The organism is Mycobacterium sp. NGS11 (assembly GCF_059813315.1).
The window spans coordinates 182,272-204,281 of record NZ_JCALEJ010000006.1; the positions used below are offsets into that span (position 1 = coordinate 182,272).

Annotated in this window: 25 protein-coding genes; 14 read left to right on the top strand and 11 right to left on the bottom strand. The window is 67.7% G+C overall.

What is annotated here, in order from left to right:
* The first annotated feature begins 48 nt into the window (after positions 1 to 48).
* The 3 genes from AC5Y4T_RS10970 (at position 49) to regX (ending at position 2,856) form a co-directional block, all read left to right on the top strand.
* On the top strand, positions 49 to 798 hold the full coding sequence (locus tag AC5Y4T_RS10970) for a phosphoglyceromutase (RefSeq protein ID WP_499918032.1): 750 nt from the start codon (positions 49 to 51) through the stop codon (positions 796 to 798).
* Positions 799 to 952: 154 nt separating this feature from the next.
* Positions 953 to 2,176: a sensor histidine kinase gene (locus AC5Y4T_RS10975; protein WP_499918033.1), complete on the top strand. Its 1,224-nt coding sequence runs from the start codon at positions 953 to 955 to the stop codon at positions 2,174 to 2,176.
* On the top strand, positions 2,173 to 2,856 hold the full coding sequence (gene regX / locus AC5Y4T_RS10980; RefSeq protein WP_499918034.1) for a two-component sensory transduction protein RegX: 684 nt from the start codon (positions 2,173 to 2,175) through the stop codon (positions 2,854 to 2,856). The genes AC5Y4T_RS10975 and regX overlap by 4 nt, the downstream gene beginning before the upstream one ends.
* A gap of 8 nt (positions 2,857 to 2,864) precedes the next feature.
* Here the strand turns inward: regX and AC5Y4T_RS10985 are convergent, their stop codons facing one another.
* From AC5Y4T_RS10985 to AC5Y4T_RS10995, 3 genes are read right to left on the bottom strand one after another with little or no spacing between them, the layout of a single operon-like run.
* Positions 2,865 to 4,733 (bottom strand): GMC family oxidoreductase, encoded by a 1,869-nt coding sequence (locus tag AC5Y4T_RS10985; protein WP_499952978.1) that lies wholly within the window; start codon positions 4,731 to 4,733, stop codon positions 2,865 to 2,867.
* On the bottom strand, positions 4,730 to 5,059 hold the full coding sequence (locus AC5Y4T_RS10990) for a hypothetical protein (protein ID WP_499918036.1): 330 nt from the start codon (positions 5,057 to 5,059) through the stop codon (positions 4,730 to 4,732). Before AC5Y4T_RS10990 ends, AC5Y4T_RS10985 begins: the two co-directional genes overlap by 4 nt.
* The gene (locus tag AC5Y4T_RS10995; protein ID WP_499918037.1) at positions 5,056 to 6,000 is read right to left on the bottom strand and encodes a tocopherol cyclase family protein; all 945 of its coding nucleotides are present in this window, start codon (positions 5,998 to 6,000) and stop codon (positions 5,056 to 5,058) included. The genes AC5Y4T_RS10990 and AC5Y4T_RS10995 overlap by 4 nt, the downstream gene beginning before the upstream one ends.
* 45 nt (positions 6,001 to 6,045) lie before the next feature.
* On the opposite strand from AC5Y4T_RS10995, the gene AC5Y4T_RS11000 reads away from it, so the two are divergent.
* Positions 6,046 to 6,762, top strand: a complete 717-nt coding sequence (locus tag AC5Y4T_RS11000; protein WP_499918038.1) for a FadR/GntR family transcriptional regulator — start codon at positions 6,046 to 6,048, stop codon at positions 6,760 to 6,762.
* 9 nt (positions 6,763 to 6,771) lie between these two features.
* On the opposite strand, the gene AC5Y4T_RS11005 is transcribed toward AC5Y4T_RS11000, so the two are convergent.
* Positions 6,772 to 7,566: a DUF3109 family protein gene (locus tag AC5Y4T_RS11005; RefSeq protein ID WP_499918039.1), complete on the bottom strand. Its 795-nt coding sequence runs from the start codon at positions 7,564 to 7,566 to the stop codon at positions 6,772 to 6,774.
* Positions 7,567 to 7,685: 119 nt separating this feature from the next.
* Here AC5Y4T_RS11005 and AC5Y4T_RS11010 point away from each other — a divergent pair, with 119 nt between their 5' ends.
* From AC5Y4T_RS11010 to AC5Y4T_RS11050, 9 genes are all read left to right on the top strand, one after another.
* Positions 7,686 to 8,702, top strand: coding sequence for a Ppx/GppA family phosphatase (locus AC5Y4T_RS11010; protein WP_499918041.1), 1,017 nt, complete (start codon positions 7,686 to 7,688; stop codon positions 8,700 to 8,702).
* Entirely contained in the window at positions 8,699 to 9,676 is a 978-nt protein-coding gene (locus AC5Y4T_RS11015; protein ID WP_499918043.1) for an Rv0497 family membrane protein, read from the top strand. Before AC5Y4T_RS11010 ends, AC5Y4T_RS11015 begins: the two co-directional genes overlap by 4 nt.
* 14 nt (positions 9,677 to 9,690) lie before the next feature.
* Complete coding sequence (locus AC5Y4T_RS11020; protein WP_499918044.1) at positions 9,691 to 10,533, top strand: sugar phosphate isomerase/epimerase family protein; 843 nt, start codon at positions 9,691 to 9,693, stop codon at positions 10,531 to 10,533.
* A gap of 26 nt (positions 10,534 to 10,559) precedes the next feature.
* Positions 10,560 to 11,411: a thioesterase family protein gene (locus AC5Y4T_RS11025; RefSeq protein WP_499918045.1), complete on the top strand. Its 852-nt coding sequence runs from the start codon at positions 10,560 to 10,562 to the stop codon at positions 11,409 to 11,411.
* A 27-nt stretch (positions 11,412 to 11,438) separates the two neighbouring features.
* On the top strand, positions 11,439 to 12,311 hold the full coding sequence (gene proC / locus AC5Y4T_RS11030; RefSeq protein ID WP_499918046.1) for a pyrroline-5-carboxylate reductase: 873 nt from the start codon (positions 11,439 to 11,441) through the stop codon (positions 12,309 to 12,311).
* Between the two features lie 138 nt (positions 12,312 to 12,449).
* A complete protein-coding gene (locus AC5Y4T_RS11035; protein ID WP_040629292.1) occupies positions 12,450 to 12,707 on the top strand; it encodes a cell division/environmental response transcriptional regulator in 258 nt (85 codons plus the stop codon).
* Between the two features lie 147 nt (positions 12,708 to 12,854).
* Entirely contained in the window at positions 12,855 to 12,956 is a 102-nt protein-coding gene (locus AC5Y4T_RS11040) for a 30S ribosomal protein bS22 (protein WP_003402602.1), read from the top strand.
* Between the two features lie 51 nt (positions 12,957 to 13,007).
* Positions 13,008 to 14,135 (top strand): SDR family oxidoreductase, encoded by a 1,128-nt coding sequence (locus AC5Y4T_RS11045; protein ID WP_499948020.1) that lies wholly within the window; start codon positions 13,008 to 13,010, stop codon positions 14,133 to 14,135.
* Positions 14,117 to 15,205 carry a lysophospholipid acyltransferase family protein gene (locus AC5Y4T_RS11050; RefSeq protein ID WP_499952979.1) on the top strand — a complete coding sequence of 363 codons (1,089 nt, stop codon included), beginning with the start codon at positions 14,117 to 14,119 and terminating at the stop codon, positions 15,203 to 15,205. Before AC5Y4T_RS11045 ends, AC5Y4T_RS11050 begins: the two co-directional genes overlap by 19 nt.
* 62 nt (positions 15,206 to 15,267) lie before the next feature.
* Here the strand turns inward: AC5Y4T_RS11050 and AC5Y4T_RS11055 are convergent, their stop codons facing one another.
* From AC5Y4T_RS11055 to AC5Y4T_RS11085, 7 genes are all read right to left on the bottom strand, one after another.
* Positions 15,268 to 16,197 carry a cyclopropane mycolic acid synthase family methyltransferase gene (locus AC5Y4T_RS11055; RefSeq protein ID WP_499952980.1) on the bottom strand — a complete coding sequence of 310 codons (930 nt, stop codon included), beginning with the start codon at positions 16,195 to 16,197 and terminating at the stop codon, positions 15,268 to 15,270.
* A complete protein-coding gene (locus AC5Y4T_RS11060) occupies positions 16,198 to 16,719 on the bottom strand; it encodes an FAS1-like dehydratase domain-containing protein (protein WP_499918050.1) in 522 nt (173 codons plus the stop codon).
* 43 nt (positions 16,720 to 16,762) lie between these two features.
* Positions 16,763 to 17,671, bottom strand: coding sequence for an HAD family hydrolase (locus tag AC5Y4T_RS11065; protein WP_499952981.1), 909 nt, complete (start codon positions 17,669 to 17,671; stop codon positions 16,763 to 16,765).
* 184 nt (positions 17,672 to 17,855) lie between these two features.
* Complete coding sequence (locus tag AC5Y4T_RS11070; protein ID WP_499952982.1) at positions 17,856 to 18,488, bottom strand: hypothetical protein; 633 nt, start codon at positions 18,486 to 18,488, stop codon at positions 17,856 to 17,858.
* Positions 18,489 to 18,503: 15 nt separating this feature from the next.
* Positions 18,504 to 21,026, bottom strand: a complete 2,523-nt coding sequence (locus AC5Y4T_RS11075; protein WP_499952983.1) for a TNT domain-containing protein — start codon at positions 21,024 to 21,026, stop codon at positions 18,504 to 18,506.
* 4 nt (positions 21,027 to 21,030) lie between these two features.
* Positions 21,031 to 21,321: a WXG100 family type VII secretion target gene (locus tag AC5Y4T_RS11080; RefSeq protein WP_499952984.1), complete on the bottom strand. Its 291-nt coding sequence runs from the start codon at positions 21,319 to 21,321 to the stop codon at positions 21,031 to 21,033.
* Positions 21,314 to 21,622: a WXG100 family type VII secretion target gene (locus AC5Y4T_RS11085; RefSeq protein WP_499952985.1), complete on the bottom strand. Its 309-nt coding sequence runs from the start codon at positions 21,620 to 21,622 to the stop codon at positions 21,314 to 21,316. Before AC5Y4T_RS11085 ends, AC5Y4T_RS11080 begins: the two co-directional genes overlap by 8 nt.
* 60 nt (positions 21,623 to 21,682) lie before the next feature.
* Here AC5Y4T_RS11085 and AC5Y4T_RS11090 point away from each other — a divergent pair, with 60 nt between their 5' ends.
* Entirely contained in the window at positions 21,683 to 21,952 is a 270-nt protein-coding gene (locus AC5Y4T_RS11090) for a glutaredoxin family protein (protein ID WP_499918055.1), read from the top strand.
* The last annotated feature ends 58 nt before the right edge of the window (positions 21,953 to 22,010 follow it).

Sequence of the window (22,010 nt, forward strand, 5' to 3'; positions counted from 1 at the left end):
ACGATGACGCCGACGACCGCTGAGTGAGTGCGTGAGAGACTGGCCGGCATGGGTGAAACCGCCACGCTGGTACTGCTTCGCCATGGCGAAAGCGAATGGAACTCGCTGAACCTCTTCACCGGTTGGGTCGACGTCGGCCTCACCGACAAGGGCCGGACCGAAGCCGTGCGCAGCGGTGAGCTGCTGACCGAGAACAACCTGCTGCCCGACATCCTCTACACCTCGCTGCTGCGCCGGGCCATCTCCACCGCGCACCTGGCGCTGGACGCCGCCGACCGGCTGTGGATCCCGGTGCGGCGCACCTGGCGGCTCAACGAACGCCACTACGGGGCGCTGCAGGGGCTGGACAAGGCCGAGACCAAGGCCCGCTACGGCGACGAGCAGTTCATGGCCTGGCGGCGCAGCTATGACACGCCGCCCCCGCCGATCGAGCGGGGCAGCACCTACAGCCAGGACGCCGATCCCCGGTACGCCGACATCGGCGGCGGCCCGCTCACCGAGTGCCTGGCCGACGTGGTCGTGCGCTTCCTGCCGTATTTCACCGACGTCATCGTCCCGGACCTGCGTAGCGGCAAGACGGTGCTGATCGTGGCGCACGGCAACTCGCTACGGGCCCTGGTCAAGCACCTCGACCAGGTGTCCGACGACGAGATCGCCGGATTGAACATCCCGACCGGCATCCCGCTGCGCTACGACCTGGACGCTGACCTGCGGCCGGTGGTGCCCGGCGGCACCTATCTGGACCCGGAGGCCGCCGCCGCCGGGGCCGCCGCGGTTGCCAGCCAGGGACGCGGCTGACGCCGGCGCGCCCACGCCGTTTCGCGAGATGAAGGGCATTTAGCCAAACATCGCGTGAACGGGAGCGAAACACCTGTTGCGCAAGGTGTGACTTGTCCGATTTTGGCCTCGTTGCGCTAGGGCAGCGTTCAGGAAGATTTGTAGGATTTGCTATGTGACTGTGTTCTCGGCGCTGTTGCTGGCCGGGGTTTTGTCCGCGCTGGCGCTGGCCGCAGGTGTACTGGTCGGGACCCGGCTGTCACCGCGGGCGGTGCAGCGCCGCCAGCGCGTCGAATGGACTGGCATCACCGTCGCACAGATGCTGCAACGCATCGTGGCGTTGATGCCGCTGGGCGCGGCGGTGGTGGACGCGCATCGCGACGTCGTCTACCTCAACGACCGGGCCATGGAGCTGGGCCTGGTGCGCGACCGTCAGCTCGATGACCAGGCCTGGGAGGCCGCGCAGCAGGCCCTGACCGGCGTCGACGTCGAATTCGACCTGCGGCCGGCGAAACGGGCGGGTGGCCGCTCCGGGCTCTCGGTGCACGGGCAGGCCCGATTGCTCAGCGAAGAAGACCGCCGGTTCGCCATCGTGTTCGCCCACGACCAGTCCGACTACGCGCGGATGGAAGCGACCAGGCGCGACTTCGTGGCCAACGTCAGCCACGAGCTCAAGACTCCGGTGGGTGCCATGGCGCTGCTCGCCGAGGCCCTGCTGGCCTCGTCCGACGACTCCGAGACCGTCCGGCGGTTCGCCGAAAAGGTGCTCGTCGAGGCCAACCGGCTGGGGGACATGGTCGCCGAGCTGATCGAGCTGTCCCGGCTACAGGGAGCCGAACGGCTGCCCAACGTCATCGAGGTCGACGTCGACAAGGTTGTGGGAGAAGCGATTTCGCGCCACAAGGTGGGGGCCGACAACGCCGATATCGAGGTCCGCACCGACGCTCCCAGCGGTCTGCGGGTGCTGGGCGACGAGACGCTGCTGGTCACCGCCCTGGCCAACCTGGTATCGAACGCCATCGCCTATTCGCCGCCGGGTTCGCCGGTGTCGATCAGTCGCCGTCGCCGCGGCGACAACATCGAGATCGCGGTGACCGACCGCGGCATCGGGATAGCCCTGGAAGACCAGGAGCGGGTTTTCGAGCGGTTCTTCCGCGGGGACAAGGCGCGCTCGCGCGCCACCGGCGGCAGCGGGTTGGGCCTGGCCATCGTCAAGCACGTCGCGGCCAATCACAACGGCAGCATCGGCGTGTGGAGCAAGCCCGGAACCGGATCGACATTCACCCTTTCCATCCCGGCGGCCGTGGCGTCTCATCCAGACGAGGGCGAATCCGAGCAGTCGCAGGGCCGCGACGTGCGGCCCAACCGCTCACAACGAGAGGAAGAACTAAGTCGATGACCAGTGTGCTGATCGTGGAGGACGAGGAGTCGCTGGCCGATCCGCTGGCGTTCCTGCTCCGCAAGGAGGGTTTCGAGGCCACCGTGGTGACCGACGGCACGGCCGCGCTGGCCGAATTCGATCGGGGCGGCGCCGACATCGTGCTGCTCGACCTGATGCTGCCGGGAATGTCGGGCACCGACGTCTGCAAGCAGCTGCGTGCGCGCTCGAGCGTGCCGGTGATCATGGTGACCGCGCGGGACAGCGAGATCGACAAGGTGGTCGGCCTCGAACTCGGTGCCGACGACTACGTGACCAAGCCGTATTCCGCGCGCGAGTTGATCGCCCGGATCCGAGCGGTGTTGCGCCGCGGCGGTGACGACGATTCCGAGATCAGCGACGGCGTGCTCGAATCCGGTCCCGTGCGGATGGATGTCGAACGCCACGTCGTTTCGGTCAACGGCGACACGATCACGTTGCCGCTCAAGGAGTTTGATCTCCTCGAATATCTGATGCGCAACAGCGGGCGGGTGCTGACCCGCGGGCAGTTGATCGACCGGGTGTGGGGCGCCGACTACGTCGGCGACACCAAGACGCTCGACGTCCACGTCAAGCGCCTGCGGTCCAAGATCGAGGCCGACCCGGCCAACCCGGTGCACCTGGTGACGGTGCGCGGGCTGGGCTACAAGCTCGAGGGCTAGCCGCACGCTCAGCGGGCGGCGCCGACGATGTGGTCGGCGACGCCCAGGGCCAGCGCCATGATCGACAGCTGCGGATTCACTTCCGGGCAGCTGGGCAGGATCGACGCGTCGGCCACCCACACACCGCGCACGCCGCGCAGCCGACCCGTCGCGTCGACCGGACACAACTGCTCGTCGGCGCCCGCCGCCACGGTGCCGGTCGGATGAAACGCCGCGACGTGCAGGCTTCTCGGGTCGGCGCGACGCAGGGCATCCCGCAGTGCGGGCAGCGACGTCACCGTCGTCGCATGCGGCAGGCCGGTGAGGACCTCGACGGCTCCCGCGGCGAACAGCAATCGCCCCATGGCCTCCATCGCCGTCACCAGCTTGGCGGCGTCGCCCCTGTCGATCGGGTAGCGCATCACCGTCTGGCCGCGGACCGACGACACCGAGCCGACGCCACGGTCGGCCACCATGGCCCCTAGCGTGGCGACCTGCGGCGCCCGGTCGAGCCAGCCGAGTAGCTCGGCGCCGTAGCCCGGAAAGACCATTGACCCCATCCCCGGCGGGGTGGACGTGGCCTCGATGAGCACACCCTGGGACTCGTGCAGCTCGTGGACGGCGGCGCTTTGCAGCACGCCGTGCCAGGCGACGACGTCCGAGTCGAAGCGTCCGGCAAGCACCGTCGCAGGATGCACCGCCAGATTGCGGCCGACCCGCGGGTGGTCGCCGAACCCGCTGCGCCGCAGCAGGTTCGGTGACTCTGTCGCGCCCGCGGCGACGACGACCGTGTCGGCCAGGATGTCCAGTGCGGTGCCGTCGACCCGGCGCCCGCGCACCCCATAGGCACGCCCGCGCCGGTGCAGTACCCGTTCCACGCGGGCGTGCGAGACGATCCGGGCGCCCGCCGCGCAGGCCTGCGGCAGCGCGTTGAGGTGCACCCCGTACTTGGCGTTGCGTGGGCAGCCGATTGCGCACTGGCAACAGGCCGCACAGCCTGGAGCGTTACGCGGGATCGGCGCCGCCCGCCAGTCCAGCGTCGCGGCGGCGTCCAGCAGCAGGCGCCCGTTGCGGCCCATGATGTCCATCGGCACGGGCGCGACCCGCAGCGTGCGTTCGACTTCATCGAGGTGGTTCGTCAGTCGGTCGTGGTCGGCCAGGCCGAGACCGAACGCGTCGCGCCAGCGCCGGGCGACGGCGGGCGGCGGCCGGTAGCAGGTGCCGGAGTTCACGACGGTGGTGCCGCCGACCGCGCGGCCGATCGGCAGCACCACCGACGGGCGTCCCAGCGCGACGGTGGCCCCGCCGCCGCGGTAAAGCCCGGCGTAACGGTCGATCGGGTGGGTGCCGCGGAATTCTTCGACCGTCCAGCGGCGTCCCTCCTCGACTACGACGGTGTCAAGGCCCGCCCGCGCCAGGGTGCGGGCCACCATCGCGCCGCCGGCGCCCGAGCCGACGACCACGGCGTCGGCGGTGACGACCGACGGGCAGTCGGCCGAGGAGATGACGGTCAGATCCGGATCGGGGCGCGCCACGTCGTGCTCGCGGGCGCGGGCGAACAGTTCGGGCGCATAGGTGTCGGCACCGTTTGCGAGCAACACGATCGCCTTGAGCGCCTCGAGGGCGGCACCGGCCTCCGGGCTGAGCGAAGCCACTCGGCGCAACAACCGTTCCCGGCCGCCGGGGCCGAGCCGCGACAGTGGCCGGCCGGTGGTGAGATAGCTTGCGGCACTGACTGATGCGAATCCGGCGCGCACTCCCAGCCTCGATGTCGCCGGGAGCTGGGTGAGGTATCGCTCGATGCGCTCAGCCAGCTCCGCCGCTGGCGGGCCGCCGTGTTCCTCGGGCAGCAGCGCGGTGCCGAACGACGCGGCTGCCCGCTCGGCCGCGCGGCTCATGCCAGCAATCCGAACCGGCGGCCGATCTTGATGAAGAGCGGATAGGTCGCGAAGATGGCGGCCGCCGCCGCGTGCAGGGGCCAACCCGCTTTCGCGGTGTCGACCCCGAAAACCCCGCTGTTCCACATGAAGTCGCGCCCGTTGCGCGCGCGGAACGGGCGCCACAGCAGTCCGAGGCCGGGCACGTCGTGGTAGAGGCCGAACGACCCGCCGAAGAAGACGCCAAGGACCGCGGCCTCGGCGACGTCTCGCCGGTCCGGCGGCACGTGCCGCTCGATGAGCGCGCCGCTGGCCATCAGCAGCGGCGGGTCGAGTAGGAAGCTCATGTCGGGATCCTTTCGTTGATGTCGGGCGCCTCGACGCCGCGCAGGCCTACCTCGGCATGTCCGAGCACCGACCAACGGCGGTCGTCGATGTCGACGTGAATGTCGGCCTGTTCGGTGTTCGTGCAGACGGCGGCGCCGCCGTCGGGGTCGGTGTAGCCCAGGGACACGCAGCGGTCCGGCGGCTGGTCGACCCGGATGAGCACCCGGCGAGCGCCTATGCGTCCTTCCAGCTGCCAGTGCCTGGGGCCGAGCGTTGTCCGCATCCGCAGCGACGGCAAAGCGCGTGCGGGCCAGTCCTTTCCGTCGATGCGGAACCGCACGAAAGCCAGCGGGGCGAGCCTGCGCAGGCCCGGCTTGTGTGACACGGCGGTGACCACCTCGAGGACGTCGCCGCCACCGAGGTCGGCGTGGATCCACCCCCAGCGCTGGGCGTTGCGGTGCCCGTAGATGTGGGCAACGGCGCCGCGCCAGCCGTCGATGCGTGCCGCGGCGTCTGCGACGGTCAGCGAGCCGGCGAAGTCGGCGGCGGGGGCGAGGACGACCTGGGCGCCGGGCAGCAGCTCGCGCTCCCAGGCCGGGCGCGGAAACGTCCACAGCGGGCGCGCGGTGTCCGTCCAGGACAGGTCCCAGGCCAGCGATCCGGCGCGGCCGCAGAGCCGGCCGTCGGCCACCTGCACGCCGTCGGCGTCGAACCATCGGGGGCCGGTCGCGGGCTGGGTGTGCTCGGGGCCGAATCGCTCGGTGCGGGGTGGGCCGTCGGGAGGGAACCAGGTGATCCAGCCGTGCGCGTAGGCGGCGCCCTGCTGCGGCGCCACGGTCTCGCAATGGACCCACAAGCCCGCACGCGTCCGTGGGTCGGAGAGCGTGGCGTACCAGACCTCGAGGCGCCCTGGCTTGCCGCGCCAGCGTGGGGCCGCGGCCGAACGCTGTTCGTCATCCATAACTTGCTCCCGTCGCCGACGCAGTCCACTATATTGGTTGAGCCAATGAACCAGTCAAGTCCGATTCAACCGCCGGACCGCCAGCGGGTGGATGAACAGATCGCGGCCTCGATCGCCGACGCCATCCTCGACGGCGCCTTTCCGCCGGGTTCCGCCCTGCCGCCGGAGCGGGACCTGGCCGAGCAACTCGGGGTCAATCGCACGTCGTTGCGGCAGGGTCTGGCCCGCCTGCAGCAGATGGGCCTGATCGAGACCCGGCACGGCAGCGGCAACCTGGTGCGCGATCCGCAGGCGCTCACCCATCCCGCGGTGGTCGAGGCGCTGGTCCGCCGATTAGGACCCGAGTTCTTGGTGGAGCTGCTCGACATCCGGGCTGCGCTGGGTCCATTGATCGGCCGGTTGGCGGCGCAGCGCAGCCTGCCCGAGGATGCCGAGGCGCTGCGCGCCGCCCTGCTGGCGGTCAGCGACGCCGAGAGCGCGACCACGCGGCAGGCCGCCGACCTCGACTACTTCCGCGTGCTCATTCACAGCAGTCGCAACCGCGCGCTGGGATTGCTCTACCGCTGGGTCGAGCAAGCTTTCGGTGGACGCGAACACGAACTCACCGCCGCCTATGACGACGCCGCCGTGGTGGTAGCCGAGCTGGGCGCGATCACCGAGGCGGTGCTGGCGCGCGACGCGGCGGCGGCCGCCGCCGCGGTCGAGGCGTACCTCAACGCCAGCGCGTTGCGGATGGTGGCGGCTTACCAAACGGAAGCCTGAAGTACGCGGTTACTCGGCGATGCGTGTCGCCGGGTGCACCGCGATGAGCCCTAACTTGCTGCGGCGCTTGCACATTGCGGCCAGCTCGGAGTAGGCCTTCGCGCCGAGCAGCTCGGTGAGTTCGTCGGCCAGGCTTTCCCATACCTGCTTGGCGCCGACATGGGCGGCCGGATCGCCGGTGCAGTACCAGTGCAGGTCGGCGCCACCGGAACCCCAACCGCGGCGGTCGTATTCGGTGACCCAGGTCTTGAGGATCTCGGTGCCGTCGGGCCGGGTCACCCACTCCTGGCTGCGACGGATCGGCAGCTGCCAGCAGACATCGGGCTTCATGGTCAGCGGCGGCACACCCAGTTTGAGGGCCTTGCTGTGCAGCGCGCAGCCGACACCGCCGCTGAATCCGGGCCGGTTCAAGAAGATGCACGCGTCTTTGTGCTTGCGGGTGCGATACTGCGGTTGCCCGTCATGCTCGTCGATTTCCAGATAACCCTTGCGGCCCAACCCTTTTGCGCGGTATTGCCAGTCGTCGTCGGTCAGCTTCTTGACCGCGTCATCCAGGCGGGCGCGGTCGTCGTCGTCGGACAGGAAAGCACCGTGCGAGCAGCACCCGTCGTCCGGGCGGCCCGCCACCGTGCCGCGGCAGGCCGGAGTGCCGAATACACATGTCCACCGCGAGAGCAGCCAGGTCAGGTCCGCCGCGATCAGGTGCTCGGGATTGTCGGGGTCGTAGAACTCCACCCATTCGCGGGCGAAATCCAGCTCGACCTCTTGGCCCGGTTCCGGGTGCGAATTCGCCACGTGGTCCACGTTAGACCACGGTTCGGGCCATCCGAGCCGCTGACACTCGGGGCCCGGATGGCCCCGGTCGCGACGGGTTGACCGGGTCGCGCAAAGCAGCGCATCCGGGGTTTCGTTAGGTTGTTTACGTGCGATTGGGCGTTCTCGACGTGGGCAGCAACACGGTGCATCTGCTGGTGGTGGATGCCCACCGGGGCGGCCACCCGACGCCGATGAGTTCGACGAAAGCCACTCTGCGTCTCGCCGAGGCCACCGACAGCGCCGGCAAGATCACCAAACGTGGTGCCGACAAACTGATTTCCACGCTCGACGAATTCGCCAAGATCGCCGACAGTTCGGGCTGCGCGGAGCTGATGGCCTTCGCCACATCCGCGGTCCGCGAAGCCGGCAACTCCGACGATGTGCTGAGCCGGGTGCGCAAGGAGACCGGCGTCGAGTTGCGGGTGCTGACCGGGGTCGACGAATCGCGGCTGACCTTCCTGGCGGTGCGCCGGTGGTACGGGTGGAGCGCGGGCCGCATCATCAACCTCGACATCGGTGGCGGCTCGCTGGAGATGTCCAGCGGCGTCGACGAGGAGCCGGAGGTCGCGTTGTCGCTGCCGCTGGGGGCCGGGCGGCTGACCCGCGAGTGGCTGCCCGACGATCCGCCGGGCCGGCGCCGGGTGGCGATGCTGCGCGATTGGCTGGATGCCGAGCTCGCCGAAGCCAGCGTGAACATCCTCGAGTCGGGTAGTCCGGACCTGACGGTCGCCACCTCGAAGACCTTTCGCTCGCTGGCGCGGCTCACCGGTGCGGCGCCCTCGGGCGCCGGACCGCGCGTCAAGAGGACGCTCACAGCAAACGGCCTCAGGCAACTCATATCTTTCATCTCTAGGATGACGACCGCTGACCGGGCAGAACTGGAAGGAGTGAGCGCCGAGCGGGCACCGCAGATCGTTGCGGGTGCCCTGGTGGCGGAGGCAAGCATGCGAGCGCTGTCGATCGAATCGGTGGATATCTGCCCGTGGGCATTACGGGAAGGTCTCATCTTGCGCAAACTCGACAGCGAAGCCGACGGATCGGCCCTCATGGAGCCTTCGGTGCGCAATGCTGGAGGCCAGGTAGTTGATCGGAATCAGAACCGATCGAGAGGCGACAAACCATGACCGGACCGCACCCCGAGCCCGAGGACTCCGGAACTCGGCCCATCTCGGTTGCCGAATTGCTGGCCAAAAACGGAACCATCGGCGCCCCGGCCGTCACCCGGCGGCGACGTCGTCGGCGCGGCGACAACGATGCGGTGACCGTCGCCGAACTGACCGGCGACCTCCCGGTGATCCGCGATGACGACGAGCCCGGATTCGAATCCACCGAAGCCGCCGACACGATCGACGTCGCCGAACCGGGCTCACCCGCCAAGCCCGTAGCCAAGCCCGTAGTCAGGGACGAGCCGAAGGCGCCCTACTGGTCCGAGCCCGAGCCGCGCTGGCCCAAGTCACCGCCGCAGCCCAAGCGGGCGGCGGGGCCCGAGCGCAGCGAATACCCGCGGCCGTTGCCCGAGGCCCGCAGGGCGGGTTCGCCCGTTAACGGCACCGGGGAGCCGGGTTCGGGCGCCGAGGACATGAGCTTCGACCCGATGGATCACTACGCCGATGTCCCGGTGGACGTCATGGACTCCGAGGTGCGCGAGGCCGAACCGGCGCTGGAGGACTCCGCGTACGTGCGCTCCTTCCTGCGGTCCGGGGATTCGGGCGATGACGCCGACGAGGACGGATCCGGACCGCTGCCCGCGGGGGTGCTCCGCGACGATCACCTCGACATCGGGCACCGCGACGCGGACGCAGAGGCCGATGCCCATCTCGAAGGCGGCAGGTTCGACGCGGTGTGGCGCGGCGGGGTGGTCGTGCTGCAATCGATGCTCGCCGTCGCGTTCGGCGGCGGGTTGTTCGTGGCCTTCGACCAGCTGTGGCGGTGGAACAGCCTGGTGGCGCTGGTGCTATCGGTGCTGGTCATCCTGGGCCTGGTGGCCGGGGTCCGGGTGGTTCGCAAAACCGAGGACATCGCCAGCACGTTGATCGCGGTCGCGGTGGGTGCGCTGATCACCCTGGGGCCCTTGGCGCTGTCGTTGCAATCGGGCTAGCGGCACCGTAGACAGTGCGTCCAGCCATCAAAGTCGGCCTGTCCACGGCTTCGGTGTACCCGTTGCGGGCCGAGGCCGCCTTCGAGTACGCGGCGCGGCTCGGCTATGACGGCGTCGAGCTCATGGTGTGGGCCGAGGCCGTGAGCCAGGATGTCGCCGCCGTCAAGAAGCTGTCGCGGCGCTACCGCGTCCCGGTGCTGTCCGTGCACGCGCCCTGCCTGCTCATCTCGCAGCGGGTGTGGGGCGCCAACCCGGTGCCCAAGCTGGATCGCAGCGTGCGCGCCGCCGAACAGCTGGGCGCGCAGACCGTGGTGGTCCACCCGCCGTTTCGCTGGCAGCGGCGCTACGCCGAGGGTTTCAGCGAGCAGGTGGCGGAGCTGGAAGCGTCCAGCGACGTGATGGTCGCCGTGGAGAACATGTTCCCGTTCCGCGCGGACCGGCTCTTCGGTGCCGGCCAGTCGCTGGAACGGATGCGTCGACGCGGTGGGGGCCCCGGCCCGGCGATATCGGCGTTCGCGCCCTCCTACGACCCGCTCGACGGCAACCACGCGCACTACACGCTGGACCTGTCCCACACCGCGACCGCGGGCACCGACTCGCTGGACATGGCCGAGCGGATGGGGCAGGGGCTGGTGCATCTGCACCTGTGTGATGGCAACGGCCTGCCCGCCGACGAGCACCTGGTGCCCGGGCGCGGCACGCAACCGACGGCCGAGGTGTGCCAGATGCTGGCCGGCAGCCACTTCGCCGGGCACGTCATCCTGGAGGTGTCGACGTCCAGCGCCCGTTCCGCCAACGAGCGCGAGGCCATGCTCGCCGAATCGCTGCAGTTTGCCCGCACGCATCTGCTGCGCTGACCCAGCCAGGAGAAAACCCAGACAACATGAGCGCGTTATTCACCACCGCAATGACCCTGCGGGAGGTCGGTCCCGGCGTCTTTGAGGGCGAGCTCGACAAGCGCTGGACCATTGGTCCCAAGGTGCACGGCGGCGCGATGCTGGCGCTCTGCGCCAACGCCGCCCGCACCGCCTGGGGTGGGCAGTCCGACGCGCTACAACCGGTCCAGCAGCCGGTCGCGGTGTCGGCGAGCTTCCTGTGGGCGCCCGACCCCGGTCCGGTGCAGCTGGTGACCTCGCTTCGCAAGCGGGGCCGCCGGATCAGCGTCGTCGATGTCGAGCTCAACCAGGGCGACCGCACCGCGGTGCATGCCGTGGTCAACCTCGGCGAACCCGAGCACTGGCATCGGGACGGTTCTGAAGGGGTGGCCAGGCCGCTGCTGTCGGCCAACCCGGTGGCTGACCTGATGGCGCCCGAGCCGCCCGACGACATCGAGCCGATCGGGCCGGGGCATCCGCTGGCCGGCCTCGTGCACCTGGGCGAGGGCTGCGACGTGCGGCCGGTGTTGTCGACGATGGCGCCCCGCGGTGACGGGCGTCCACCGGTGATCCAGATGTGGGCGCGGCCCCGCGGTGTGGCCCCGGACGCGCTGTTCGCGCTCATGTGCGGGGATCTGTCGGCGCCGGTGACCTTCGCGGTGGACCGCACCGGATGGGCCCCCACCATCCAGCTCACGGCGTTTCTGCGCGGCCTGCCGGCCGATGGCTGGCTGCGCATCATCGCGACCTGCACCGAGATCGGTCAGGACTGGTTCGACGAGGACCACACCGTCGTCGACAGCCTGGGCCGCCTTGTGGTGCAGGCTCGCCAGTTGGCACTGGTCCCTGCCGCTCGCTAGAGCGCGGTGTCTGCGATGCTGTCCGGCATGGCAAGAATCGCGATCATCGGTGGCGGCAGCATCGGGGAGGCACTGCTGTCGGGTCTGCTGCGGGCGGGCCGGCAGGTCAAAGATCTGGTGGTGGTCGAGCGGGTTCCCGAGCGCGCCAAGTACCTGGCCGATACCTATTCCGTGCTGATCAGTTCGGTATCGGACGCGGTCGAGAACGCGTCGTTCGTCGTGGTCGCGGTCAAGCCGGCCGATGTCGAGTCGGTGATGGCGCAGATCGCCCGCGCGGCCGCCGCCGCCGACGGCGATACCGCCGAGCAGGTCTTCGTCACGGTCGCGGCCGGCATCACCATCACCTACTTCGAGTCGAAGCTCCCGGCGGGGACGCCGGTGGTTCGGGCGATGCCGAACGCGGCGGCCCTGGTCGGCGCCGGGGTCACGGCCCTGGCCAAGGGCAGGTACGTCACGGCGGCGCAGCTCGAAGGCGTCTCGGCCCTGTTCGACTCCGTCGGGGGCGTCCTGAGCGTTCCGGAGGGCCAGATGGACGCCGTCACCGCGCTGTCGGGCTCCGGGCCGGCGTACTTCTTCCTGCTGGTCGAGGCCCTGATCGACGCCGGTGTCGCTGCGGGCCTGAGCCGCGAGGTGGCCGCCGACCTGACTGCGCAGACGATGGCCGGCTCGGCCGCCATGTTGCTCGAGGGCATGGACGCCGACCGGCCGGGCGACGCCGAGGCGCCCGGCCCGCGGGCGGACGCCACGGCGACGCAGCTGCGAGCGACGGTGACCTCGCCCGGCGGCACCACCGCGGCCGGGCTGCGCGAGCTCGAACGCGGGGGCCTGCGAGCGGCCGTCGACGCGGCCGTTCAGGCCGCCAAAACGCGCTCTGAGCAGCTAAGAATTACATCAGAGTAATCCAAGTTTTTTGAACTGATTGTCCCCCACCAGTACCAGTAACCCCATTAGTCCCGCTATTCTCCTCTTGTAAGCACGTGTGGGTGCCAGCGGAGGGGAAGCCGCTGGCATGCGCGTGCCTGACACGATTGGGTTGCGATGACGTCTAGTAACGGGCCATCAGCGCGAGATGCCGCAGGTAAGCCACGGGACGCCAGTTCCGTCGACAGCCAGCAGGGCAGGACGCAGTTTCTCACCGTCGCCGAGGTGGCGGCGTTGATGCGGGTCTCGAAGATGACGGTGTACCGGTTGGTGCATAACGGTGAGCTGCCCGCGGTCCGCGTGGGCCGGTCCTTCCGGGTGCACGCCAAGGCCGTCCACGACATGCTGGAGACGTCCTACTTCGACGCCGGCTGACCGGAAACGGTGCCTCTTGCGTGCGGCACCTAGACTCCGCGGTTGCGTGGCGATCGGGCCGATACCGGTTTGGTGTTCGGTGCGTTCCGCCGGGTAAAGTGTCCGGGTCCAATCTTTGAAGCAGGTCACGGTCAGATAGCGGAGTTCATGGGTTCAGTAATCAAGAAGCGGCGCAAGCGCATGTCGAAGAAGAAGCACCGCAAGCTGCTGCGTCGCACCCGGGTGCAGCGCAGAAAACTCGGTAAGTAACCCCGCTCGCGGCGTAGTGCCGCCGTCTCGCCTGGCCGCTAGGCTGTTCGAGTGGATCCGACGAACGGGGAGAACGCCGGGCCGGGCGACACCGCAGGCAACACCGTGCACTACCCCAAGATCGTGCTGGTCACCGGCGCGTGCCGGTTTCTGGGCGGCTACCTGACGGCTCGGCTCGCGCAGAACCCGATGATCAATACGGTCATCGCGGTGGATGCGATAGCCCCGAGCAAGGACATGCTGCGCCGGATGGGGCGCGCCGAGTTCGTCCGGGCCGACATCCGGAATCCCTTCATAGCCAAGGTGATTCGCAACGGCGATGTCGACACGGTGGTGCACGCGGCGGCGGCGTCCTACGCGCCGCGATCCGGTGGCACCGCCGCGTTGAAAGAGATCAACGTGATGGGTGCGATGCAGCTGTTCGCGGCCTGCCAGAAGGCGCCCTCGGTGCGCCGGGTCGTGCTCAAGTCCACGTCGGAGGTGTACGGCTCAAGCGCTCACGACCCGGTGATGTTCACCGAGGACAGCACCAGCCGTCGACCGTTCCGTGACGGTTTCGCCAAAGACAGCCTCGACATCGAGGCCTACGCGCGCGGGCTGGGACGGCGCCGGCCCGACATCGCCGTGACGATCCTGCGGCTGGCCAACATGATCGGCCCGGCGATGGACACGACGCTATCGCGTTATCTGGCTGGACCTTTAGTGCCGACCATGTTCGGGCGCGACGCGCGCCTGCAATTGCTGCACGAGCAGGATGCGCTCGGTGCGCTGGAGCGCGCGGCGATGGCCGGCAAGGCGGGAACGTTCAACATCGGCGCCGACGGGATCATCATGCTGTCGCAGGCGATTCGGCGGGCCGGCCGGATTCCGTTGCCAGTACCGAGTTTCGGCGTCTGGGCCCTGGATTCGATACGCCGAGCCAACCGCTACAACGAGATCAGTCGTGATCAGTTCGATTATTTGAGTTACGGCCGCGTCATGGATACCAGCAGGATGCGTTCGGAGCTCGGCTACCAGCCGAAATGGTCGACGGCGGAGGCGTTTGACGATTACGTTCGCGGCCGCAGCTTAACTCCCATTATCGACCCACTTCGGGTACGCTCCTGGGAAGATCGCGCGATAGCCCTGGCTCAGCGCTGGGGTAGCCGAAATCCAATTCCGTGGGGTGGGGTCAGGTAGGTATCGTGGCGGGCGAAAACAGAGCGAATGTCATTCCGCTGCACACGAATCGGGGTCGGGTAGCGGCGCGCCGGAGAGCGGACCAACGTGCTGAGTCCTCTCGCCAGCATCCCTCCTTGCTTTCCGATCCCAAAGGTCGGGCATCTGCGGAGCAGATCGCCGCGGTGGTCCGCGAAATCGACGAGCACCGCCGTGCCGCGGGGGCATCGTCGGCCGACGCGCCGCTGAATGACTTGGCCCAGCGCGTCGCCTCGGTCGCCGGATTCCTGCGCCAACGGCTCACCGGTGATTACAGCGTCGACGAGTTCGGCTTCGACCCGCACTTCAACAGCGCGATCGTCCGGCCGTTGCTGCGGTTGTTCTTCCGATCCTGGTTCCGGGTCGAGGTGAGCGGGATCGAGAACCTGCCGGAAGAGGGCGCCGCGCTGGTGGTCGCCAATCACGCCGGGGTGTTGCCGTTCGACGGGCTGATGCTCTCGGTGGCGGTGCACGATGAGCATCCCGCGCAGCGCGACATGCGGCTGCTGGCCGCCGACATGGTGTTCGATCTGCCGGTGGTGGGGGAGGCGGCCCGCAAGGCCGGCCACACGATGGCCTGCACGACGGACGCGCACCGATTGCTCGCCGCCGGCGAGCTGACCGCCGTGTTCCCGGAGGGCTACAAGGGGCTGGGCAAGCGCTTCGAGGACCGTTACCGGCTGCAGCGGTTCGGCCGTGGTGGATTCGTCACGGCGGCGCTGCGGACCAAGGCGCCGATCATTCCCTGCTCGATCATCGGGTCCGAAGAGATCTACCCCATGCTGACCGACGTCAAGCTGCTGGCGCGGCTGTTCGGGCTGCCGTATTTCCCGATCACGCCGCTGTTTCCGCTGGCCGGCCCCGTGGGCCTGGTGCCCCTTCCTTCGAAGTGGCACATCGCGTTCGGTGAGCCGATCCACACCGACGACTACGCGGCCTCCGACGCCGAGGATCCGATGGTCACCTTCGAGCTGACCGACCAGGTGCGCGAGACCATTCAGCAGACGCTGTACCGGCTGTTGGCCGGCCGCCGCAACATCTTCTTCGGCTGAGCCGCGCAAAAGGAAACGCCACCGCGGAAAATCCGCGATGGCGTTGACCTTTCGAGAACCGATTACTTGACCATCGTGAACTGGCAGACGTTGGTGTAGCCGTCGCGGAACAGGTCCGAGCATCCCCGCAAGTACTTCAGGTAGATGTCGTAGGTCTCCTGCCCCTTCAGGGCGATGGCCTCCTCCTTGTGCGCTTCGAGGGCATCCCCCCAGGCGGTCAACGTCGGAACGTAGTTCTTACCGATGAAGTGATGCCGCTCGATCTTGAAACCCGCATCGGTGGCGTACTTGTCGACCAGGTTGACCTGCGGCAACTTTCCGCCCGGGTAAATCTCCTTGAGGATGAAACTGATGAACCGCAACAGGGTCATGTTCACCTGCAAGCCCATTGCCTTGCCCTCTTCGGCGGTGGGCACCACGATGCTGTGCAGCAGCATGCGGCCGTCGTCGGGCAACAGGTCGTAGTACTTCTTGAAGAAGGTGGCGTAGCGCTCGTACCCGGCGTCTCCTGCACCGTCGGCGAAGTGCTCGAACGCGCCCAGCGACACGATGCGGTCGATCGGGACGTCGCCGGGGAATTCCTCCCAGCCCTGGATCCGCACCTCCTTGCGGCGGGGGCTGTCCATTTTGTCGAACTCCGCCACGCAGTGGGCGTACTGGTTCTCGCTCAGCGTCAGGCCGATGACGTTGACGTCGTATTCGTCCACTGCGTGCCGCATCGTCGAGCCCCAGCCGCTGCCGATGTCCAGCAGCGTCATGCCGGGCTCGAGGTTCAGCTTGTCCAGGGCGAGCTTGCGCTTGGCGTACTGCGCCTCTTCCAGCGTCTTGGTCAGGTTCTGCGGGTCCGGGTTTTCGTCGAAGTACCCGCAGCTGTAGGTCATCGACGGGTCGAGCCAGAGCTTGAAGAATTCGTTCGACTTGTCGTAGTGCGACCGGACCTTCTCGACCGGCGGCTTGAGTTGCGTGCTTCCCGTTTCCCGCTGTCCAGACATTTACAAGGCCCCTAACTTTCCTGCGGATATGGATGCAACTGCTGCGGCGGTTGCCTCGACGTCCTCTTGATTTGAAGACTCTCCCAGCATTGTGACGACACTCGTGACGATCGGTTTTCCGTCGGCGTCGGTCACTTCACTGCGGATCTCCGCGAGCACCGTGCCGTGGGACTCGATTACCGAGTCGAGGTAAGTGTCGAAGTACAGCCTATCGTGCGCCAGGATCGGCCGGTGGAACTTGAATTTCTGGTCCCGGTGGATGACCCGGGCGATGTTGATGGGGATGCTGAACTTGGTGAAGATCTCCAACTGCACTCGGCGCCCGGCGATAGCGAGGAACGTCAGCGGCGCAACCATGTCGGTGTATCCGGCCTTCGCGGATTCACCCTCGTCGAAGTGCGCCGGGTGGTCGTCTTTGATCGCGGCCGCGAACTCGCGGATCTTCTCGCGACCGACCTCGAAGTAATCCGGCGCGCGGTAATGGCTGCCGATGAGTCCTTCGGCTTCCTTGGGGGTCGTCATGACGCAATGCCCTCCGTCAATTGTGTCTGCGCGGCGCAGCCTATCAGCGCGATTGCCTCCGGGAGGCCAGCGCGGCCAACGCACCACCGGCTGCGCCCAGCGCCAACGCCGACGGCACGCCGATCCGGGCTGCCTTGCGAGCGGTCCGGAAATCGCGAATCTCCCAGCCGCGCTCCCGGGCCAGGGCGCGCAGGCGGGCGTCGGGATTGATGGCGACCGCGGTGCCCACCAGCGACAGCATGGGAACGTCGTTGAAGCTGTCCGAGTAGGCCGTGCAGCGTTTGAGATTGAGGCCCTCGCGAATTGCCAGGGATCGCACCGCGTGCGCCTTGCCGGTGCCGTGCAGGATGTCCCCGACCAGCCGGCCGGTGAAGACGCCGTCGACGGATTCCGCGACCGTGCCCAGCGCGCCGGTGAGGCCGAGCCGTCGCGCGATGGTCGCGGCGAGCTCGTACGGCGTCGCGGTGATCAGCCACACCTGCTGGCCCGCGTCCAGATGCATCTGCGTGAGCTCGCGGGTGCCGGGCCAGATCTTATCGGCGATGATCTCGTCGTAGATCTCCTCGCCCAGCGCGATCAGCTCTTCGACCGACCGGCCCTCGATGAAGGCGAGCGCCTTGCGCCGGCCGGCGGCGACGTCGTTGCTGTTTTCTGTCCCGAGGATCTGGAACTTGGCCTGCGCGTAGATGAATCCGACGACATCGCGATACGTGAAGTAATTGCGCGTGGCCAGCCCGCGGCCGAAGTGCACCGCTGACGAGCCCTGCACCAGCGTGTTGTCCACGTCGAAGAAGGCGGCGGCGGTCAGGTCGATCGGGGGCTGGGGATGGTCCTGCGAAGCGGCGGCTTCCTGCATGCCCTCGATCGCGCGGGCGGCGCTGGCGTCCGCGGCCAGCGACTCCGGGTCAACGTGACCGGTGGGGTCTGCGTTGGCCGGGCCAGAGGAAGTCATCGTCAAACCTCCGAGATCGCTGTGTTGCCTGGCGACCCAGCGGGTGCCCGATCCCCAACCCTATCGGGCAGATGGCGCGCGGGCGTTACGTGTCCGGGGCCGGCGAGCGTGACATTGGCTTCACGTTCGGCGCCGAGTGTGACGCCAATGTCACGTTCGTGGCCGGGGCCGGGTTGCGGGAACGCTAGTCGCCGAGAATGTTGACGGTGAACCAATCCGCGGGAATTCCCTCGCGAAGGGCGGAATCGAGTTCCTCGAAGCTCATTACTAAGACATGAGAACCCGCAGGGGCGTCATTCTGCCCCATCCATCCGCGATCCGTAGGTTCCTGGTCAACTCTCAAACTAACCCGTCCCGGAAAATTATCTGGATCCGGCTTACTCAACGTCACCCTCGGATCCAAGCCTTCCTGATACCAACGAAAGGCGGGTGATTGGTTATACCGGCCGGGACGACTCATCTGACTGATCAGAAACAAGAGATATTTTTCAACATCTTCGAACCGCCTGAACATCCAATAGGTTTTCCGCGAACCTCGCTCTTCGCTATCGATAAAGTAGCAGTCGTCTTTACAGGCCATGTAATAAGAAACGTCGCCTACGTCAATCAAAGCCAATTCGTTACGGTTGACCATTTGGGGTGGACGACGTCCCCAAAATATCTCCTCGCGCGTCTCTGGGCCCCGCGGCTCGCGCTGTGTGTCACCCGGCAAACGCCCTTGACCCCTCAGATGAACGACCTGCCACACATACCAACACTTCACAAGTCTGTGGAGGGATTCAGGAAACATGGTGAGATCGACAATGAAATCTGCCATCACGACTCCTCGTGTCTAGGGTTCATTCAAGAAGAACCGATCTATCAGGGTCTGAACGTCGGCACGTTCTCCTTCGGGTGCGAGGATCAGAAATTGAGGTTCGCCGCCGGGATGCCCGAACCAGGGTGCTGCCCTCGAAAACTCTATTTTCCAACCTGGCGGTAGTCCTGCTGATGCATCGACCTTAAAACGGTAATAATCTTTATCCAAACTGGTATGAGGAAGTGCGCGACCCTCATATGGAGTTCCTTCGAAAGCCAGCCAATTCCCACCCGGATGCCCGATACGATCGAGCCATCGGCCGTCTAATGATTTAATGTCAGCCGGTGTTAAATCGCGAACTGTACCAGGAATTGCGTAAGGCTTTGCCGGGTCTTTAACGTCAGGATACCTCAAGTTACCGTACTCGTCCTCAAAGAGTTCTCGATATTCACTTTCAGTAAGCTCGCCGAATTCACTGGCGTCAGGGAAAACGTCTCGCGCCTTCGGATGCTGCTGGTCGCTGCCGTCACCGCCGGGATGGTCACCGGGCGCACTACCGTCGTCGCCTGGATGTGAGTCTTGTGGTCCGTCGCCATCGCCCGGGGGATGTCCGTCGGCGGGCGGATGTGGACCGCTGTCACCAGGCTCGTGTGGCCCATCGTGACCGCCGGGCGGAGGGGGAGTGCCATCATGCGGCGGTACCGGTGGGGGAGCGCCCGGCTCCCCGCCGTGGGGAACCTCAGCTAGGCCGGGAGGCGCCTCGGCGGGGAGCCCCCCACCCATTGGCGCAGACGGCGCCCCCGGCAGATGCGGCGCGGCCGGAGTCGCGGCTGCTGCTCCTGGTGGCGGCCCACCGTGGGGAGCCGGCGCGGCCGGGGGTTCGCCGGCCGACGCCGGCGCGTGGGCGGGCACGGGCTCGGGCGGTTTCGAATGGGGTAGCGGTGTGTCCCCCGGGGGCACCGGCACCGGCGGTTTGCCCCCAGGCTCGGGCGGCGGCGCGGCCGGTTTGGGCGGCTCGACAGCCGGCGGCTTTGCCACCGGCGGCGGCTTGGATTCGGTGGGGCTGTGCGGCAGTGGACCGTCTGCGGGTCCCGGCGCCGGCTTACCCGAGGGCCCTGGCTTGCCCGCGGGTGCTGGCGCGGGTTGGCCCGATTCCGGCGGCTTGGGCGCAGCCGGGGGAGGCTTGACCTCCGGCGGCTTGACCTCCGGTGGTTTCAGAAGTTCGGGCGCTTTCTTCAAGCCTTTCAGCGCATCCGCCGCGGTGTGTCCTACTTTGCCCAGCTTGGAAAGGGGTCCACCGGGCAACGCGAGAGTCCCGACATCGAAGATCGATTTGCCGAGCGCTTCGGCGGGATTGCTGCTCCATTCGTCCCAGTGCGTGATGTCCTTCCCCAGCGCTTTCCACGACTCGGCGACTCCGGGCCCTCCGTCGGGCCCCAAGCCGACGAGCGTCCCAGCCCCGGCGACCATGCCGGTCATGGTTTCGGCGTAACCCTTGGGGTCGAGCAGCGCGTGGAATTGGCTGACGTCGTACAGGCCTTTGAGGAAATCCCAGCCCTCGACGCCGACGCCTTTGAAGGTCTGGCCCACCTGGTTGAGCGCCCTGCCCACCGGCGTCCCGTGCAAGAAGTGGTCCCACTCCTTGTCCGCCCAGTGGGCCATATCCTTTGTGGCGGTGGCGGCTTCGGACATGGTGGCCTTGATCTGGTCGCCCAGCGTTTCGGCTTCCCGGGAAAAGTTGTCGACCACCGTTTTGATGTCGTCGGCGATCCTTTTGATCTCGTCTTCGTCTTCGTCGGTCAGGAGATCCCAGACCTCTTTGATCCCGGTCAGCGGATCGCAGATGCGCGCCAACAGATCCAGGATCGCCGCGTGTACCTTGTCGATCTTGGCCGCGTAGCTGTTGAGTTGCGCAGCGATCATTTGGCACTGCCGCGCAACGCTGATGGTGGCGACAGTCGCATCGGCCAACGCTTTGTTGATGGCCGCGGCCTCGGGAATCTGCTGCCCGGCAATGGCGGCCATCATGCCGCCGCCTGCCGGGATCTCGGTCGTCGTGAAGTTGACACCCGCGGTCGTCCACGCCGCTGCGGCGGCGCGCAGCTTCGCCGAATCGCCGGTGGGCCAGATCATTCCGATATACGGTGCGACCCAGCTCCATCCCGCCGGCGCGCCGCTGCCGCTGCCCACCGCCGACGGCGGATGGGACGCCGCGGTCAGCGGCGCCGTCACCGGCGGAGTCGGCAGAACTGAGGCGCGGCCCGTGACATCCGACATCCCCTCGGCCAGCGCGTAGTTGTGCGCCGACATCCGCACCCCGTCGCCGATGCTGCACAGTCCATTGCGGGTGGTGGTCATCGCCTCGATCACCTTGGCCGCTGCATCGTTGTAGGCACGGCCCAGCGCCGCACCCACCGGATCGTCACCGGCCATGCCCGCGGTGCCGGCCAGGGCCGAGGTCAAGGCCGAGATCACCGACCCCAGCGAAACACCGCTGGCCAATACCGTGGCACCGGCGCGGTCTAGGGCAGTCGGGTCACACGCCAGCGGCGCCATTCGCTCACGACCACATGTCGAGGTTCGTCGACATCGCGCCGGTGTAGTTGCCGTGCGCGGTCGTGGCCACCTTCTCGAGTTGCGCCAGCGCCTGGCGCATCATCGCTTCGCCGCGTACCCAGTGCTGATGCGCCTCGGCATGAGCCGCCGCGGCATCACCCGCCCACGACGCGTGCAAACGTGTTACCCGAGAATCGATTTCGGCGATCATGTCTTCGGCGTAGCGTTGAAATGCCGCCATCCGGTGCACCGCATCGGCCAGCGCTTGCGGATCCACCCGAAACGCCTCAGCCACGACGCACCGCCCGCTCCGCTTGGGCGGACCCGGACTCGTTGCTCTGGTAGGCCTCACCGGCCTGGCCGAGCACATGCGCCAGCATCGACAACCCGAGCTCGACCTCGCGAGCACCCCGATGCCAAAGCTCCCACGCCGCTCCATAGGCGGTCCCCGACGCGCCCTGCCAACCACCCAGCAGCTGACCCACCTGATCGTCGAGCTGGGACAGCTGAGCCGAAAGCTGCTCCGCCGCACCGCTCAGCGAGACGGCGGCGCCCTGCATCGCCACCGGATCCACCCGCAACGTCTCGTCGGCCATCGTCGGAACATAACCGCTGGTAGATAGGGCCCACAAGTCACCGATGCCACACTGGTGTCCATGACCGAGGACGCCGGCCGGCCGCAGGTGGAGCTGTTGACCCGCGACGGCTGCACCATCTGCGAGCGCGTGCACGCCCGGCTGGCCGAACTGGCCGGCGAGCTGGGCTTCGGGTTGTCGATGACCGACGTCGACGCCGCGGCCGCGGCGGGCAACCCGGCGTTGCGGGCCGAGTTCGGCGATCGGCTGCCGGTGATCCTGCTCGACGGCCGCGAACACAGCTACTGGGAGATCGATGAGCCCCGGCTGCGGTCCGATCTGGGCCGCTGACCTGCCCGGCGCTGGGCGGTCGTCCAGCGCCGACCATTTATTTGGTAGCCCAGCTGAT